The organism is Cellulomonas avistercoris, from assembly GCF_014836445.1.
Classification (GTDB): domain Bacteria; phylum Actinomycetota; class Actinomycetes; order Actinomycetales; family Cellulomonadaceae; genus Cellulomonas; species Cellulomonas avistercoris.
On sequence record NZ_JACSQV010000001.1, the window covers coordinates 280,103 to 295,649 of the forward strand.

General features: G+C 74.8%; 17 protein-coding genes. 6 read left to right on the forward strand and 11 right to left on the reverse strand.

The window, feature by feature from the left end:
* Positions 1-3: 3 nt before the first annotated feature.
* Positions 4-216, reverse strand: coding sequence for a hypothetical protein (locus tag H9657_RS01305; protein ID WP_191779539.1), 213 nt, complete (start codon positions 214-216; stop codon positions 4-6).
* Between the two features lie 442 nt (positions 217-658).
* Between H9657_RS01305 and mqo the strand changes: the two genes are divergently transcribed.
* Together mqo and H9657_RS01315 are read left to right on the forward strand one after the other, a co-directional pair.
* Complete coding sequence (gene mqo, locus H9657_RS01310) at positions 659-2,149, forward strand: malate dehydrogenase (quinone) (RefSeq protein ID WP_318241211.1); 1,491 nt, start codon at positions 659-661, stop codon at positions 2,147-2,149.
* Between the two features lie 5 nt (positions 2,150-2,154).
* Positions 2,155-2,469 (forward strand): hypothetical protein, encoded by a 315-nt coding sequence (locus H9657_RS01315; protein ID WP_191779543.1) that lies wholly within the window; start codon positions 2,155-2,157, stop codon positions 2,467-2,469.
* Positions 2,470-2,475: 6 nt separating this feature from the next.
* Here the strand turns inward: H9657_RS01315 and H9657_RS01320 are convergent, their stop codons facing one another.
* The 8 genes from H9657_RS01320 to H9657_RS01355 form a co-directional block, all read right to left on the reverse strand.
* The gene (locus H9657_RS01320) at positions 2,476-2,751 is read right to left on the reverse strand and encodes a DUF2277 domain-containing protein (RefSeq protein WP_191779545.1); all 276 of its coding nucleotides are present in this window, start codon (positions 2,749-2,751) and stop codon (positions 2,476-2,478) included.
* An 11-nt stretch (positions 2,752-2,762) separates the two neighbouring features.
* Positions 2,763-3,407, reverse strand: coding sequence for a methylated-DNA--[protein]-cysteine S-methyltransferase (locus H9657_RS01325; RefSeq protein ID WP_191779547.1), 645 nt, complete (start codon positions 3,405-3,407; stop codon positions 2,763-2,765).
* Positions 3,404-3,904, reverse strand: coding sequence for an RNA polymerase sigma factor (locus H9657_RS01330; RefSeq protein ID WP_191779549.1), 501 nt, complete (start codon positions 3,902-3,904; stop codon positions 3,404-3,406). The genes H9657_RS01325 and H9657_RS01330 overlap by 4 nt, the downstream gene beginning before the upstream one ends.
* Before the next feature lie 104 nt (positions 3,905-4,008).
* Complete coding sequence (locus tag H9657_RS01335; protein WP_191779551.1) at positions 4,009-4,845, reverse strand: aldo/keto reductase; 837 nt, start codon at positions 4,843-4,845, stop codon at positions 4,009-4,011.
* Between the two features lie 71 nt (positions 4,846-4,916).
* The gene (locus H9657_RS01340; protein ID WP_318241212.1) at positions 4,917-6,221 is read right to left on the reverse strand and encodes an MFS transporter; all 1,305 of its coding nucleotides are present in this window, start codon (positions 6,219-6,221) and stop codon (positions 4,917-4,919) included.
* 58 nt (positions 6,222-6,279) lie between these two features.
* Positions 6,280-7,029: a succinate dehydrogenase/fumarate reductase iron-sulfur subunit gene (locus H9657_RS01345; RefSeq protein ID WP_191779553.1), complete on the reverse strand. Its 750-nt coding sequence runs from the start codon at positions 7,027-7,029 to the stop codon at positions 6,280-6,282.
* Positions 7,026-9,020 carry a fumarate reductase/succinate dehydrogenase flavoprotein subunit gene (locus H9657_RS01350; protein ID WP_318241213.1) on the reverse strand — a complete coding sequence of 665 codons (1,995 nt, stop codon included), beginning with the start codon at positions 9,018-9,020 and terminating at the stop codon, positions 7,026-7,028. The genes H9657_RS01345 and H9657_RS01350 overlap by 4 nt, the downstream gene beginning before the upstream one ends.
* Positions 9,017-9,703: a succinate dehydrogenase cytochrome b subunit gene (locus tag H9657_RS01355; protein WP_318241214.1), complete on the reverse strand. Its 687-nt coding sequence runs from the start codon at positions 9,701-9,703 to the stop codon at positions 9,017-9,019. Before H9657_RS01355 ends, H9657_RS01350 begins: the two co-directional genes overlap by 4 nt.
* A gap of 440 nt (positions 9,704-10,143) precedes the next feature.
* Between H9657_RS01355 and H9657_RS01360 the strand changes: the two genes are divergently transcribed.
* Entirely contained in the window at positions 10,144-10,680 is a 537-nt protein-coding gene (locus tag H9657_RS01360) for a DUF2231 domain-containing protein (RefSeq protein WP_318241215.1), read from the forward strand.
* 33 nt (positions 10,681-10,713) lie between these two features.
* Here H9657_RS01360 and H9657_RS01365 read toward each other — a convergent pair whose 3' ends face one another.
* Both H9657_RS01365 and H9657_RS01370 read right to left on the reverse strand, forming a co-directional pair.
* Positions 10,714-11,406: a phosphoribosyltransferase gene (locus tag H9657_RS01365; RefSeq protein ID WP_318241216.1), complete on the reverse strand. Its 693-nt coding sequence runs from the start codon at positions 11,404-11,406 to the stop codon at positions 10,714-10,716.
* 37 nt (positions 11,407-11,443) lie between these two features.
* Positions 11,444-12,226, reverse strand: coding sequence for a DUF899 family protein (locus tag H9657_RS01370; protein WP_191779559.1), 783 nt, complete (start codon positions 12,224-12,226; stop codon positions 11,444-11,446).
* 206 nt (positions 12,227-12,432) lie between these two features.
* On the opposite strand from H9657_RS01370, the gene H9657_RS01375 reads away from it, so the two are divergent.
* From H9657_RS01375 to H9657_RS01385, 3 genes are all read left to right on the forward strand, one after another.
* Positions 12,433-13,500, forward strand: a complete 1,068-nt coding sequence (locus tag H9657_RS01375; protein WP_191779561.1) for an MSMEG_0568 family radical SAM protein — start codon at positions 12,433-12,435, stop codon at positions 13,498-13,500.
* A 10-nt stretch (positions 13,501-13,510) separates the two neighbouring features.
* Positions 13,511-14,950, forward strand: a complete 1,440-nt coding sequence (locus tag H9657_RS01380; protein ID WP_318241217.1) for an MSMEG_0567/sll0787 family protein — start codon at positions 13,511-13,513, stop codon at positions 14,948-14,950.
* A gap of 74 nt (positions 14,951-15,024) precedes the next feature.
* Positions 15,025-15,546: an MSMEG_0572/Sll0783 family nitrogen starvation response protein gene (locus H9657_RS01385; protein ID WP_191779565.1), complete on the forward strand. Its 522-nt coding sequence runs from the start codon at positions 15,025-15,027 to the stop codon at positions 15,544-15,546.
* Position 15,547: the final 1 nt, after the last annotated feature.

Genomic DNA, 15,547 nt, shown 5'->3' on the forward strand with positions numbered 1-15,547 from the left:
GGATCAGAGCCGCTCGGGGTCGTCCCAGTCGTCGCTCGAGGCGATCGCCTCGTCGTCGGGACCCAGCTCCGACGCACGCAGCGAGCGCGGCGCCCGTGCGGGGTCTCCCCCCGTGCGGGCGTCCGCGGCGTCCAGGTCGGCCTGCACGACGGGCTGGTCCGCGAGGCCGTGAGCCGCGGGGTCGGACGTCAGGTCGGGCGTGCGATTCGGACTCATGCACCGGTTCTACCAACACCCGGGCGGTTCCCGCACCCGCTCGCGGGCCCGGGCGCGCGTGTCGCGCGCGGATGCCTCGGCGTGTCGCGCGTCGTGACGGAGGCGGCCGTTCGGTCGGCGGCGGGTGCTGGCGCCGATCGCTTCGTCGGCCGACGCCCGTCGAAGCGCATCAACAGCCTGCCGCGCCGACGCCGACGGTGACCACGGACCTGACGCCCGGACGCGCCGTGACGCCGGCCTCCGCGCTGCCGGGCTACGCACCCCGTGCGCCGTGTCGTGACCTGGCAGGACGTCCGACGCGGTGCCCCGGCAGTGGCCGTGCCGGGCCACCGCGGTGCGTCCGGCCAGGTCAGGGCCACAACCTGTGACGTAGGTCCCAGGAGAGAAACATCACATGACTTCGCCTGGGGTGTCGTGTCGACGTCGACCTAACATCGCGATCGTGGCACCTCGGACGAAGGACTCCGCAGCAGACGTCGACGTTCTCCTCGTGGGCGGGGGCATCATGAGCGCGACCCTGGCGTCGCTGCTCAGCACCCTCGAGCCGAGCTGGAGCATCGAGATCCACGAGCGCCTCGACGCGCCGGCTCTCGAGAGCTCGAACCCGTGGAACAACGCGGGCACCGGGCACGCGGCGCTGTGCGAGCTGAACTACACGCCGCAGCGTGCCGACGGCACCGTCGACGTCACCAAGGCCGTGACGATCAACGAGCAGTACGAGCTCTCGCGCGAGCTGTGGCACCACCTGGCAGCCGCAGGGCGCCTCCCGGGCGCCGAGAACGCCGTGACCACGACGCCGCACATGACGTTCGTGCGCGGCGCCGCGGACGTCGAGTTCCTCCGTCGCCGCTGGGAGGCGCTGCGTCAGCACCGTCTGTTCGCGGACCTCGAGTTCACGACCGACCCGGCCGTCATCGGCCGGTGGGCGCCGCTGCTCGTGGCCGACCGGACCGACGACGAGCCCATCGCCGCCACGCGCGCCGCGTGGGGCACCGACGTCGACTTCGGCTCCCTGACGCGCGCCATGCTCGCGGACGCCGCCACGCGCGGCGCCGAGCTCCACACCAGCAGCGAGGTCACGGGCCTCAAGCGCCTGCGGGACGGCCGCTGGCGCGTCACGGTCGCCGACCGCCGGTGGAACGGGCGCCCGCCGCGCACCCTGACGGCGCGCTTCGTGTTCGTCGGTGCGGGCGGCGGCGCCCTGCACCTCCTGCAGCGCTCGCGGATCAAGGAGATCCGCGGCTACGCCGGGTTCCCGATCAGCGGCCAGTTCCTGCGCACCACGAACCCCGAGATCGTCGAGGCCCACCGCGCCAAGGTGTACGGCAAGGCCGCCATCGGCGCGCCGCCGATGTCGGTGCCCCACCTGGACGCGCGTGCCGTCGACGGCGGCAGCGCCCTGATGTTCGGCCCGTACGCCGGCTGGAGCATGAAGTTCCTCAAGAGCGGCTCCTGGACGGACCTGCTGCGCTCGATCCGTCCCGGCAACCTCGTGCCGATGATCGCCGTCGGTCTGCGCAACATGAGCCTCGTGACCTACCTGATCAAGGAGGTCACGGCGAGCGACACCGCACGTCTGCGGTCGCTGCGCGCCTACATGCCGTCCGCGCACCCGCGCGACTGGGAGCTCATCACCGCCGGCCAGCGCGTGCAGGTCATCAAGCGCGGCAAGGGCGGGGGCGTCCTGGAGTTCGGCACGGAGCTCGTCACGTCGGCCGACGGCTCGATCGCCGGGCTGCTCGGTGCGTCGCCCGGAGCGTCCACCGCGGTGGCGACCATGCTCGACCTGCTGGACCGGTGCTTCCCCGAGCAGTCCGGCACGTGGCGTCCGCAGCTGCAGCGCCTGATGCCCAGCCTCGGCGGCGGCGAGTGGGACGAGGCGCTCGCGCTGCACCAGCTCGTGGACGACGGGACGCTGACGGGCGGACACTGACCCTCGTGCACCACGAGGAGACCACCGAACCGCCCACCGAGGACCTGCCCGTCCCCGTCAGCGCGCCCATGCGGCACGCCAAGGTCCGGGCGTACACCGACCACACGACCGTCGGTCAGGTCGTGGTCGACGCCGACGGCGGCGTGACGATCGGCTGCGCGTGCGGCATGACGCTCACCAACGGCCCCGGCTGGTCGCTCGACGAGCACATCCGGCTGCACCGGGCCGAGGCGAGGTTCCTCGCCCTGTCGGCGGTGGCACCACCGGGCATCCCCCGGCTGATCGGCCACCCGGGGACCCCGAGCACCGACGGCGCCTGACGCCGCTCAGCCGGCCTCGCGGGCGGCGATGCGTGCGGCGACCTCCGGGCGGCGCAGCGGCGGCACGGTCGCCGGCGGGCGTCGGCGCTCGGGCAGCTCGTCCAGCAGGTGCGCCGTGATGTGCGCGATCTGCGCGACGGCCCGCTCGAACGGCTCGCGGGTCGCGTCGGAGAGCTGCTGGACGCCCGTCACCTTGCGCACGTACTGCCGGGCGGCCGCCTCGATCTCGTCGTCGGTGGCGTGCGGCTCCAGGCCGCGCAGCGTCGTGATGTTCCTGCACATGCCAGCCGAACCTACGCCCCGTGGGCGGGCGGGGCCAGAGCCCCCGCCGTCGCGCGCTCGAGCGCGAGCAGGGTGCGCTTGGCCTCGTCGCCGCCCGCGTACCGTCCGCTCGACCCGTCCGAGCGCACGACGCGGTGGCAGGGCACGAGCAGCGGCACCGGGTTGAGGGCGCACGCCGTCCCGACCGCGCGCACGGCCGCAGGTCGCCCGACCGCGGCGGCGACCTGCGTGTAGGACGCCGTGGTGCCGTAGCCGATGCGCGGCAGGGTCGTGACCACGTCGCGGCGGAAGCCGCGTGCCAGCCGCAGGTCGAGCGGCACGTCGAAGCCGGTCCGCCGGCCGGCGAAGTACTCCTCGAGCTCGCGCAGCACGGGGTCGAGGCGCGGGCCGCCCTCGAGCACCCGCGGGCTCACGCGGACCGCGAGGTCCTCGAGCGCCGCGTCGTGACCCTGGACCTCGAAGGCGACGCGCAGGACGCCGCTGTCGGACGCGGCCACGAGCACGCGGCCGACGGGTGAGTCGACGACGCGGTAGGCCACGTCGAGCAGCCCCTCGTCCTGCGCCCGTGCCACCAGGCGGCCGTGCAGGGCCTGGAGCAGCCCGTCGGCGGGCGCCTCGTGCGCTGTCTCGGCGTGCCGATCCTGTCCGGTGCTCATCGCTCGTCCGCCTCCTGCGTTCCGTAGGTCCGGCGCAGGGCGGCGACCCCGTCCGCGCCGGCGCGCCGAGCCGCGGCGTCCGTACCGCCCACGAGGCCCGCGACCTCGGCGTAGGGAAGCCCGCCGAGGTGGTGCAGCACCACGACGCGCCGCTGCTTGTCCGGCAGCGCGCGCACCGCGCGCCACAGGTCGAGGTCCCGCTCCCCCGGTCCGTCGACGCTGCCGAGCAGCAGGACGCCGGCCGTCGCGTCGGGTGCCTCGACGGGCACCGCGTGGCGGGCGCGGCGGCGCAGCTCGTCGATCGCCTTGCGGCGCGCGACCGTGACGAGCCACGCCTCCACGTTCACGTCGGCGGGCAGGTCCGGCCAGGCGTGCAGCGCCGCGAGGAAGGTCTCGGACCACGCGTCCTCGGCGTCGGGCCCGCGCAGCACCGCGCGGCACACGCGCAGCACGGTGCCGCCGTGCACGCGCACGACGTCCTCGAACGGTCCGTTCATCCCCACAGTGTGCAGACGCGCGCCCCGCCCCGGACGTGAGGTCCGGGACGGGGCGTCGTGGTGCGTCGTGGTGGCGGCGGCCGCCGCGCGGCCCCTGTCCGCGGTCAGCGCATCTGCGAGAACGCGGCCGTGGCGGGGTCGGCGCCCGTGCGCTCGTCGGTGTCGAGCGCGTCGACGGCGGCGACGTCCTCGGCCGTGAGGTCGAACGAGAACAGGTCCAGGTTGGACCGGATGCGCGCGGGCGTCACCGACTTGGGGATGACGACCCGGCCGGCCTGGACGTGCCAGCGCAGCGCGACCTGACCGGTCGTGACGCCGAGACGCTCCGCGACGGCTGTCACGGCGTCGGCCTGCAGGTCCTTGCCACGACCGAGCGGCGAGTACGCCTCGACCGCGATGCCGTGACCCGTCGACGCGTCCTGGGTGGGGCGCTGCTGGAAGGTCGGGTGGACCTCGACCTGGTTGACCGCCGGCACGACGTCCGTCTCGCGGACCAGGCGGTCGAGGTGCTCGGGCAGGAAGTTCGAGACGCCGATCGACCGGACGGCACCGTCGGCGAGGAGCTTCTCGAACGCGCGCCACGTCTCGACGTACAGGTCCTTGCTCGGCACGGGCCAGTGGATGAGGTACAGGTCCACGACGTCGAGCCCGAGCTCGCGGCGGCTGTCCTCGAAGGCACGCAGCGCCTGCTCGTAGCCCTGGTCGCCGTTGCGGAGCTTCGTCGTCACGAAGACCTCGTCACGCGGCAGCCCGCACGCGCGGACGGCGGCGCCGACGCCCGCCTCGTTGTAGTAGCCCGCGGCCGTGTCGATGTGCCGGTACCCGACCGCCAGCGCGTCCTCGACCGTCGCCTGCGTGTCCGCGGCGTCGACCTGGAAGGTCCCGAAGCCGACCTGCGGGATCTCGACGCCGTTGTTGAGAGTGATCGTGGGAATCGTCATGGCCCCACCTTCGCACCGCCGACCGGGACCACGCCCGCACGCGCGCGCAGGGCGCACCGCCGCACGCCTGGTCAGGTCGCCGGCAGCACCCGCTCCGCCCGGCGCGACACGACCAGCACGACCACGGCCGCGAGCACCGCGACCGCAGCCGACACCGCGTTGAGGCCCGCGTACCCCACGAGCGCGAGCACGACACCGGCCATCGCACCGCCACCCGCTCCCGCGAGCGACATCGCCGCGTCGGACAGCCCCTGGATCGCGACGCGCTCGGGCCCGGGGACGTCACCGGCCACGATGGCCGAGCCCGCGACCGTCGCGGCGGACCAGCCGAGCCCCAGCAGGCCCAGCCCCACCGTCACGAGCACGTGGTCGCCGCCCGCGACGCCGCACACCGCCGCGGCGAGCACGACCAGCACCATGCCGGCGACGAGCACGCGCAGCGGTCCCGCCGCGTCGGCGACCAGACCGACGAGAGGAGAGAACGCGAACATGGCCGCGAGGTGCAGGCTCACCGTCAGGCCCACCAGGTTCACGCCCGCGCCGTGGCCCTGCATGTGCACCGGCGTCATCGACATCACGGCCACCATCACCGCGTGCGCCGCCAGCATGCCGAGGACGGCCCCCGCGGACCGCGGGTGGCGGCGCAGGGTCGCCAGGGCGACGCGCAGCGGCACGTGCCGCCGCTCCCCCGTCGTCCCGTCCCGCCGGCCCGCGACGTCGAGCGGGTCCGGCCGCAGGCCCACCTGGACGACCACGAGCGCGGCGAGCAGCCCGAGTGCCGCGAACACGAAGACGCTCGCGAGCTCCGGGAGGCCGGTGAGCCGCATCGCCGAGGCGTCCAGGTGGACGAGGTTGGGCCCGACGACGGCACCGACGGTGCTCGTCCAGACGACCAGGGACAGGTCCCGCGACCGCGTGGCCGACGTGGACAGGTCGGTGGCGGCGAACCGGGACTGCAGGTTCACGGCCCCGCCCACGCCCATGAGCACGCCCCCCACCAGCAGCAGCGGGAAGCTGGGGAGCACGGCCGCGGCGACCACGGCCACGGCACCCGCCGCCGCCAGCGCCAGCCCTGTCGACAGCGCGCGCCGCCGGCCGCGCGCGACCGCCAGGCGCGCGAGCCCGAGCGCCGCCAGCGCGGCACCGAGCGTCGACGCCGTCGTCACCGAGCCGGCCCACGCCTCGGTGCCCGACAGGCGGACCGCGAGCAGCGACCCGACCGTCACGACCGAACCGGCCGCCAGCCCGCCGAGCACCTGCGCCGCCGCGAGCACCACCACCGTGCGGCGCCGCAGCCGGTCCAGGTCGTCGGGGGCGCCCGCCTGCTGCCCGGCCGGCTCCGGGACCGAGGGCACCCGGTCGGTCGGCGAGGTCACGCCGCGACGCTAACGCACCCGGGGGCGCGGCCCCCCACGCTTTCGCCGGTCGCGCAGGTCAGGTCGCGCGTCCCCGCAGGAACGCCCGCATGCGCTCCTTGCCGACCGCCGCGATCGCGCTCAGCGGGATCCCCGCCGGGCACACGACCGCGCACTCGCCGTACGTCGAGCACGGACCGAAGTCGTGCTCCATCTGGTCCACCATCGCGACCGCACGCCGGCCGCGCTCGGCGCGGGTCTGCGGCAGCGACGCCAGGTGCGTGAGCTTGGCACCCGTGAAGAGCGAGGCCGAGCCGTTCGGGCACGCCGCGACGCACGCACCGCAGCCGATGCAGGCGGCGAAGTCCAGCGCCATCTCGGCCGTCGCGTGGTCGATGCGCGTGCTGTCCGCGTCGGGGGCGGTGCCCGCGTCGACGGCCACGTGGCCGCCCGCCTGGATCACGCGGTCCAGCGCCGACCGGTCGACGACGAGGTCCTTGAGCACCGGGAACGCCGCCGAGCGCAGCGGCTCGAGGACCACGTGGTCGCCGTCGGCGAACGAGCGCACGTGCTGCTCGCACGACGGCGTGTTCGCCTGTGGCCCGTGCGGGCGACCGTCCACGTTCACGCCGCAGCACCCGCAGATGCCCTCACGGCAGTCGGACTCGAACGCGACGGGCTCGCGGCCCTCCTCCACGAGCTGGTCGTTGAGCCGGTCCAGCAGCTCCAGGAGGGTCATCTCCGCGGTCGCGTCGCTCACGACGTACGTCTCGAACGCACCCGCCGACGTCGCGTCCGGCTGGCGCCACACCTCCAGCGTGAGCCTCATGCGTAGTTCCTCGTCTGCAGGGGCACGGCCTGGAACGTGAGCGGTTCGTCGTGCCGGACGAACCGTCCGTCCGCCGCGCCAGGGGCGGGTGACTCCCACGCGGAGACGCGGCACCCCGTCGCGTCGTCGCGCAGCGCCTCGCCGTCGGGGGTCTGGTGGTCGGCACGGAAGTGCGCGCCGCAGCTCTCGTCCCGGTCGAGCCCGTCGACGCACAGCAGCTCGGCCATCTCGAGGTAGTCGGCCACCCGGCCCGCACGTTCGAGCTCCTGGTTGAGCGCCGCACCCTCACCGAGGACCCGGACGTCGCGCCAGAACTCCTCGCGCAGGGCGCGGATCTCGGTGATGCCCTGCGCCAGCCCCTCCGGCGTGCGCGTCACGCCCGCGTACCGGTAGAGGATCTCCCCCAGCCGCCGGTGGAACCGGTCCGGACCCTGCGTGCCGTCGTTCTTCAGGAGGCGCTCGGTCCGCGCACGGACCGCCTCGAGCGCGTCGAGAACGGCCTCGTCCTCCTGCCGCAGGACCGGCGACCCCAGCAGGGGTGCCAGGTAGCCGGGGACGGCGTACGGCAGGGTGAACCACCCGTCGACGCACGCCGAGAGCAGCGAGTTCGCCCCCAGGCGGTTGGCACCGTGGTAACCCCAGCCGACCTCTCCCCCGACGAAGAGCCCCGGGACCGACGTCATGAGGTCGTAGTCGGACCACAGCCCGCCCATCGCGAAGTGGGCGCCGGGGGCGATCCGCATCGGCGTGCGCAGCGGGTCGTCCCCCGTGGCCTGCTCGTACATGTGGAACAGGTTGGAGTAGCGCGTCATGACCGCCTCGCGGCCGAGCCGTGCGACGGCGTCCGCGAAGTCCAGGTACACGGCGTTCCTCAGCGGCCCGACCCCGTGGCCGGCGTCGATGCGCTCGCGGGCGGCGCGCGAGGCGACGTCCCGCGGCGTGAGGTTGCCGTACGTCGGGTAGCGACGCTCGAGGTAGTAGTCGCGCTCGGCCTCCGGGATGTCGGCGGGCGCGCGGTCGTCGTCGGCCCGCAGCGGCACCCAGATGCGTCCGTCGTTGCGCAGCGACTCGGACATGAGGATCGTCTTGGACTGCCACTGGCTCGTCAGGGGCAGCGCCGTGGGGTGGAACTGGATGAACGCGGGGTTCGCGAAGTGGGCACCGCGCCGGTGGGCCCGCCAGGCGGCGGTGGCGTTGGAGTTCCGCGCGAGCGTCGACTTGCAGTAGATGTTGCCGTAGCCGCCCGTGGCCAGCACCACCGCGTGGCCGGTGACCGCACGCACCTCGCCCGTGACGAGGTCACGCACGACGATGCCCTGCGCCCGCCCGTCGGCGACGACGAGGTCGAGCATCTCCTGGCGCGTGTGCAGCGCGACCGCGCCGCGCGCCACCTGGCGCAGGAGCGCGTTCGCCCCCGCGACCTGCAGCTGCTGGCCCGTCTGCCCGCGCGTGTAGTACGTGCGGGAGACCTGGACGCCGCCGAACGACCGCGTGGCCAGCTCGCCGCCGTACTCGCGCGCGAAGGGTGCGCCGATCGCGTTCATGTGGTCGATGACGCGGACCGACTCCTGACCGAGCCGGTACGCGTCGGCCTCGCGCCCGCGGAAGTCCCCGCCCTTGACCGTGTCCTTGACGAACCGGTGCACGGAGTCGTTGTCGACCTTGCGGGCGCGTGCGGCGTTGATGCCGCCCTGCGCCGCCACCGAGTGCGCGCGGCGCGGCGCGTCGTGGATGGTGAAGCACTCCACCTGGTAGCCGAGCTCGCCGAGCGCCGCTGCTGCGCCCGCGCCCGCCAGTCCCGTGCCGACGACGATCACGGTGAACTTGCGGCGGTTGGCGGGTGCGACGAGGTCGTAGTGCAGGCGCCGGTCGTCCCAGGCCTGCTCGGCGGGCACGTCGGGCACGTGGCCGTCGAGCGGGCACCCGACCACGCGGACGTCGTCGGGTGCGAGCACCGGACCCGTCCCCGCTCCGGGCGTCCCCGCGGTCACGCGACGACTCCCGTCAGGACCGCGACCGGGATGAGCAGGTTGCCGACGAGGACGAGCAGCCCGACCACGCCGGCGACCGCCGCGCCCGTCGCCCGCAGCCGTCGACCCGTGGCGCCGAGGTCGTTGACCACGCTCCACAGACCGTGGGCGAGGTGGAGCGTCAGGACGCCGATCGCCAGCACGTAGAACGCGGCCACGGCGGGCCGCTGGAACGAGCTCACGATGTTCGCGTACGCCTCGCCCGGGACGAACGCGTCCGTGGCCGCAGGGCGCGTGCCGGTCGTGATGTCGAGCACGTGGAAGACGACGAAGAGCAGCAGGACGGTCCCCGTCACGAGCATGCTGCGGGCCTGGAAGCTGCGCAGGCCGCGCAGGCCCTGGCGCCGGTGGGGCCCGCGTGCGACGCGCGCCCGCCGCCGCAGGACGACCCCCGCCGCGACGTGCGCCAGCAGCGCCGCCAGCATGACGGCCCGGAAGATCCAGATGAACCAGCCGTGCGGCACGAGCGGCGCCAGCAGGTCCTCGTGCAGCCAGTGCGCGTACCCGTCGAGCTGCTCGGGTCCCAGGAAGATCTTGAGGTTCCCGACGAGGTGCACGACCGCGAACACCACCAGGACCGTCCCCGTCACGGCCATCACCGCCTTGAGGACCCAGGTGGCGGGTCGTGGCGGTGGGCTGGTCACCGGTCGCTCGACCGCAGGGACGCGGTCCGTCCCCGGACGTGTGCTGGTCGGTCCTGCCACCGCTGCTCGACCTCCGTGTCGACCGGCGCCACGAGGTACGGGCGTCCGGCATGCCGACACTCCCACCGCCGGCGGTCCCCGACGTGGGACCGGAGTCCCGGCCGCTGCTCCCGGGCCTCATCCCCCGGCCCGTCAGGGCCGGGGGTGCTGTCGTCGTGCGCCGGGATTGGCGCTAGGTTCCGTTATCTTGCGCACTCTCCTGGAACCCGTCGCGGCCCTGCGGAGACGGACGACCCGTGAGACGCTCGACGGCGACCAGGCACCGTCGCCGACACGGAGGTCCCGATGACCCGCACCGACGACCAGTCCCCCGCCCTGCGAGCGGTCCGCGCCCTTGAGGACAGCACTGCCCTCGACCCGTCGTCGAGCGCGTGCGGCCCGTGGTGGCCGACCTGCTCGAACGCCGTCCCGGGCTCGCGGCGCTCCTGCACGGACGCCCCCTGGGGCACGCGCTGCACCCGCTCATGACGGACGCGCCCATCGCGCTGTGGTCCAGCGCCGTCGTGCTCGACCTCACGGGCGGCCCGTCGGCCCGCCCGCACGCCGATCGCCTTCTCGGGCTGGGCGTCCTCGCGGCACTGCCCACGTCGCTGACGGGTCTGGCCGACTGGTCGGCGTCGGGCCGGCGGACGCAGCGGGTGGGGGCGGCCCACGCCGTCCTGAACTCCGCCGCGCTGGCGCTGTACGCCACCTCCTGGGTGCTGCGCCGGCGCGGCTCGCGCGGCGCGGGCGTCGCGGCCTCGCTCGCGGCCACCGGCGCGGTGGGTGTGAGCGGCTACCTCGGCGGTCACATGACGTCGCGTCTCGGCGCACCGCCCCGCGGGCTCAGCGGACCGCCGACCACCCGCGCGACGCCCGACGGCGACGAGGCAGAGGTCGGCGCGGACCCGGGAGACGGCGCCGTGACGACCGCCTGACGCGCCGCGAGCGCGACGTCACGCCCGCAACCGTCACACCCCCCGGTCCGTGGCCCCTGCTCCCCCGCCCCGCGCGAGCAGCGCGCGGACCTCGTCGTCCGACGGCGGGTCGAAGTCGGCGTAGGCCTGCCCGACCGCACGGAACGGTGCCGGTCGCCGGACGCACACCACGTCGTCGGCGACACGTGCCAGCGCCGCGCAGCCGCCGTCGGAGCCCACGGGTACCGCGACGACCACACGAGCCGGTGCGAGGCCGCGCACGGCAGCGACTGCGGCACGCATCGTCGCACCCGTGGCCAGACCGTCGTCGACCAGCAGGACGACCCGTCCCGCCAGCCGCGGTGCGGGGCGCCCGCCGCGGTACGCGGCCTCCCGGCGGTGCAGCTCGACGAGCTCCCGGCGGCGGGCGCGGTCCAGGTCGTCGAGCGTGACGTGCGCACGGGCCCGGACGCGCTCCTCGTGCACCAGCTCGACCGTCGCGCCGATGCCCGCGATCGCACCCATGGCGACCTCGGGGTGTCCCGGCACGCCCAGCTTGCGCACCACCAGCACGTCCAGCGGGGCGCCGAGCCGCGCCGCGAGCGGTGCCGCGACGGGCACGCCGCCACGCGGCAGCGCCAGGACCACGACGCGCGGGTCGTCCTCGTACGCCGTCAGGTGGTGCGACAGGACGACGCCCGCCGCGGCACGGTCGGCGAACGGCGCGCTCCCTGCCGACACGTCCACCGTGCACCCCGACGCCGGCGGCGGCATCTCGGGGACGTCAGTGGTGGTCGCCGTGCCGGCCGAGCGTCTCGACCGGGCCGGCACCCGGGCGCGTCCACTGGGGTACCGGTCGGCCGGTCGGACCCCAGGTCGCCTCGCCGTCGGCGTCCGTGCGCCAGTACCAGCACGGGCCGTTCCCCTCGGGCCACCCCTCGGGGCTCTCCTGCCAGGCCTCGCCCCGTCCGTACGGGGTCAGGTCGAGCAGCGCGAACGACGGCCCGGCGACCTCGGTGCCGCGACCGGTCGTGGAGTACGTGAGGTAGGCGCGGTCGCCGTCGCGCAGGAAGCACGTGAGCCGGCCCATGTCGCCGCCGATCGGCGGCGCCACGTCACGCACCGAGTACCACGGCTGGGTGTAGCCCATGAAGTCGAGGTACGGCTTGACCTCGCCCCACCGACCGGTCGTCAGGATCGCGAACGAGACGCCCCGGGCCTGGAGGTAGACAGCGTCCTTCTGCTGCCACGCCGTGACGGTGCAGCCCTCGCACTGCCCCTGGTGAGGGGCGCCGTCGTGCCACATGTGCTGGTAGACGAGGAGCTCGTCGCGGCCCTCGAAGAGGTCGAGGAACGGCACGGGGCCCTGCGCGCCGACGACCTCGACGTCGCCGTCCACCTCCACCATCGGCAGGCGCCGACGTGCGGCCGCGAGCGCGTCGCCCTCCCGGGTGTGCGCCTTCTCGCGGACGAGGAGCTCGTCGCGCGCGGCCTGCCAGGTGGCGAGGTCGACGACGGGGGGCCGCCCGGTCGCGGGGGCGGTCGGGTGCTCGTGCGTGGTGGTCATGGTCTCTCCGCGACGTGGGAGCGGACGCCGGGGGTCCGGCGTCCTGGGTCACCTGTACTGACGCGGCCCGGTGCCCGAACTCATCGCGCGGCACCCGTCGCGAGAAGCGGTGCCGCGACACATGCCGGACACGAAGTGCGCAAGACGTCACGAGATCGTCTTCCCGCCGGAACCAGGGCGAAAGAGACGCCCTCTTCACTGGTCGCATGTCGCCGACCGACCAGCTCTCGACCCGGGTGAGCATCGCGCTCCTCGGGGTGCGCAGCGAGGCCCCCGTCCGCCGTCAGGGCGGCGCGGGGCCGAGCGACGACGGACACTTCGTCATCGGTGGTGCCGGGGCCGCGATCCCGATCGACCCGACCAGCCCCTACGTCGTCCGCGCGGGCCGGCTGACGCTCGACGGTGCCGACCTGGGGATGGACGTGGCGCCCGTGGCCCGCCCGCGGTTCTACGACCTGTCGACGTCCGACGGGACGCCGTACGACAGGATCGCCCGGCTGCACGGCAAGGACGTGCTGGCGACCACCGTCGTGCAGACGTGCGTCCGGTACGACGAGAGCGAGCGCTGCCGGTTCTGCGCGATCGAGGCGTCCCTGGCGTCGGGGAGCACGGTCGCGGTCAAGACGCCGGCGATGCTCGCCGAGGTCGCACGCGCGGCGCGGGACCTGGACGGCGTGTCGCAGATGGTCATGACGACCGGCACGTCCAACGGCCGTGACCGCGGCGCCACGCACCTGGCGCGGTGCGTGCGGGCGGTCAAGGAGGCCGTCCCCGAGCTCGAGATCCAGGTGCAGTGCGAGCCTCCCGGTGACCTGCGGACCCTGACGGACCTGTACGACGCGGGTGCGCGCTCGATCGGCATCCACGTCGAGTCGATGGATGACGACGTGCGACGACGGTGGATGCCGGGCAAGTCGACGGTGCCGCTCGAGGAGTACCGCACGGCGTGGCGTGAGGCCGTGCGGGTGTTCGGCCGCAACCAGGTCTCGACGTACCTGCTCGTGGGCCTGGGCGAGGACCCCGACGACCTGGTCACGGCCGCCGCGGAGCTCGTGGAGATGGGCGTGTACCCGTTCGTCGTCCCGTTCCGACCGCTCGCCGGCACCCTCGCCACCGAGGTCGACCACGTGCCGGCGCCGGGCCGGGGGGTGGTGGCCGACGTCACCGCCCGCGTCGCGGGGCTGCTGCGGGCGGCGGGCATGCGGGGCTCCGACCAGGCGGCCGGGTGCGCCGCGTGCGGCGCGTGCAGCGCGCTGTCGACGGCGGGGGGCTGACGTGCTCGACGTGCCCACGCTCTCCGGGTCCGTGCTCCCGCGGACCGTCCCTGCCGCTGCGTGGACCGTGCGCCGGGCCGCGGCGCGGCACGTCGCGGCCTACCGCGCGCTGCGCCGCGAGGTCTTCGTCGACGAGCAGGGGCTCTTCGCGGTCGACGACGCGGACGGTGTCGACGACGACCCGCGCACCGAGGTGCTCGTCGCCGTCGACCCCGCGGGGCGGGTCCTGGGTGGCGTGCGGCTGGCGCCGGCGGCCGAGGCGCTCGCCGCCTCGGGGCGCGACCTGGGCTGGTGGACGGGGAGCCGGCTGGTGGTGGCTCGCGGTGCCCGCGGAGCCGGTGGGATCGGTGCGGCCCTCGTGCGCGCCGCCTGCGTCCGGGCCACGGAGCTCGGCGTCCTGCGGTTCGAGGCGACGGTGCAGGTGCGTAACCGCGTCCTCTTCGAGCGCCTGGGCTGGCAGGCCTGGGCGGCGTGCGACGTGCAGGGCAGCCCGCACGTCCGCATGCGCTGGCCCGTCACGCGGGTCGCCGACCTGGTCCGCTCGACGAAGTCGGCACTCGCCTCGGTGCTCGGCCCCCTGGCGGCCGACGTCGGCACGGTCCTGCCGGTCGGCACGCTCGGCGGTGCGGGCTTCCGCGGTGACGACGGCGCACCGGTCCCCGGCACTGACCTGGTCGCCGCGTGCGACGCGATCCTGCCCGCGCTGCTCGAGCGCGACCCGGAGTGGGCCGGCTGGTGCGCGGTGCTCGTCAACGTCAACGACCTCACGGCGATGGGGGCGCACCCCGTGGGTCTGCTCGACGCGCTCGGGGCCCCCACCGAGTCGTTCGCCCGCCGCGTCATGAACGGTGTGCGCAGCGCCGCCCAGGCGTGGGGGGTCCCCGTCCTCGGCGGGCACACCCAGCTCGGCGTGCCGGCCGCGCTGTCGGTGACGGCCCTGGGACGGACCGACCGTCCGGTGCCCGGCGGCGGCGGCCACCCCGGCGACGCGCTGTCGCTGACGGCGGACCTGACCGGGCGGTGGCGTCGCGGGTTCGAGGGGCGGCAGTGGGACTCGACCTCGGCGCGCGGCGCCGCCGACCTGCGGCACCTGGCCACGGCCGTCGCGCGCGCCGCACCGCGTGCGGCCAAGGACGTGTCCATGGCCGGGGTCGTGGGGACCACCGCGATGCTCGCCGAGGCCTCGGGCACGGGTGCCGAGATCGAGGTCGACCGCGTCCCGACGCCCGCGAGCGCCGCCACCGGCGACTGGCTGACCTGCTTCCCCGGCTTCGGGATGCTCACGGCCGACGAGCCGCACACCTCGCGCATGCCGGCCGCCGTCGGGGCGCTCGCGGCGTCCGCCGAGTGCGGGCGGCTGACGGTCGAGCCGGGCGTGCGGCTGCGGTGGCCCGACGGCGCCGTCACGACGGCCGTCCCGGGCGCCGCCACGGGCCTGGGCGCCGCCTGAGCGCCCGACCACCTACCCGCCGGTGGCGTCCGCCGCCGGTCGTCCCCCCGCCGTCCCCACCCAGGAGGAGCACCATGCCGTTCGACGAGCAGATCCAGGCCAACATCGAGGCGTCGCTCGCGGAGATCCCGCACCCGTCGTTGCCGAAGGGCACCAACCTGTACGGCTCGACCAAGATCTTCCCCGACTACCAGGCGCAGGAGGGTGAGTCGTACTTCACTCTCGTGCACGGCATCCCGCACGAGTCCTCGGTGAGCTTCGTCGCGATCCTGCAGGCGACGCGTGCGCTGCGCAAGGGCTTCGAGTCGGCCATCTACTTCTACGGGCCGGGCACGCTGGCGTGCGCGGCGAACCGCGGCTTCCCGACCACGGGCGACGCGGGGTTCCCCGGTGAGCTCAACATGAACGGGTCGCTGGAGACGTTCATCGCCGAGGGGGGCACGGTGTTCTGCTGCCGCTTCGGGATGGCGCTGCACGGCATGCGCGAGGAGGACCTGCTCGCGGGTGTCGTCCCGGCGCACCCGCTGGACGTCCAGGACGCGCTGATCCACTACGCGCGCAAGGGTGCGGTCATCAACTCGACGTACAACCTGTGAG

Excerpts from the sequence above, each read along its gene's own strand:
- H9657_RS01335 (WP_191779551.1), bottom strand. The coding sequence starts at position 4,845 with ATGACGATTCCCACGATCACTCTCAACAACGGCGTCGAGATCCCGCAG.
- H9657_RS01320 (WP_191779545.1), bottom strand. The coding sequence starts at position 2,751 with ATGTGCAGGAACATCACGACGCTGCGCGGCCTGGAGCCGCACGCCACC.
- H9657_RS01375 (WP_191779561.1), top strand. The coding sequence starts at position 12,433 with ATGTCGCCGACCGACCAGCTCTCGACCCGGGTGAGCATCGCGCTCCTC.
- H9657_RS01370 (WP_191779559.1), bottom strand. The coding sequence starts at position 12,226 with ATGACCACCACGCACGAGCACCCGACCGCCCCCGCGACCGGGCGGCCC.
- H9657_RS01305 (WP_191779539.1), bottom strand. The coding sequence starts at position 216 with ATGAGTCCGAATCGCACGCCCGACCTGACGTCCGACCCCGCGGCTCAC.
- H9657_RS01330 (WP_191779549.1), bottom strand. The coding sequence starts at position 3,904 with ATGAACGGACCGTTCGAGGACGTCGTGCGCGTGCACGGCGGCACCGTG.
- H9657_RS01345 (WP_191779553.1), bottom strand. The coding sequence starts at position 7,029 with ATGAGGCTCACGCTGGAGGTGTGGCGCCAGCCGGACGCGACGTCGGCG.
- H9657_RS01325 (WP_191779547.1), bottom strand. The coding sequence starts at position 3,407 with ATGAGCACCGGACAGGATCGGCACGCCGAGACAGCGCACGAGGCGCCC.
- H9657_RS01385 (WP_191779565.1), top strand. The coding sequence starts at position 15,025 with ATGCCGTTCGACGAGCAGATCCAGGCCAACATCGAGGCGTCGCTCGCG.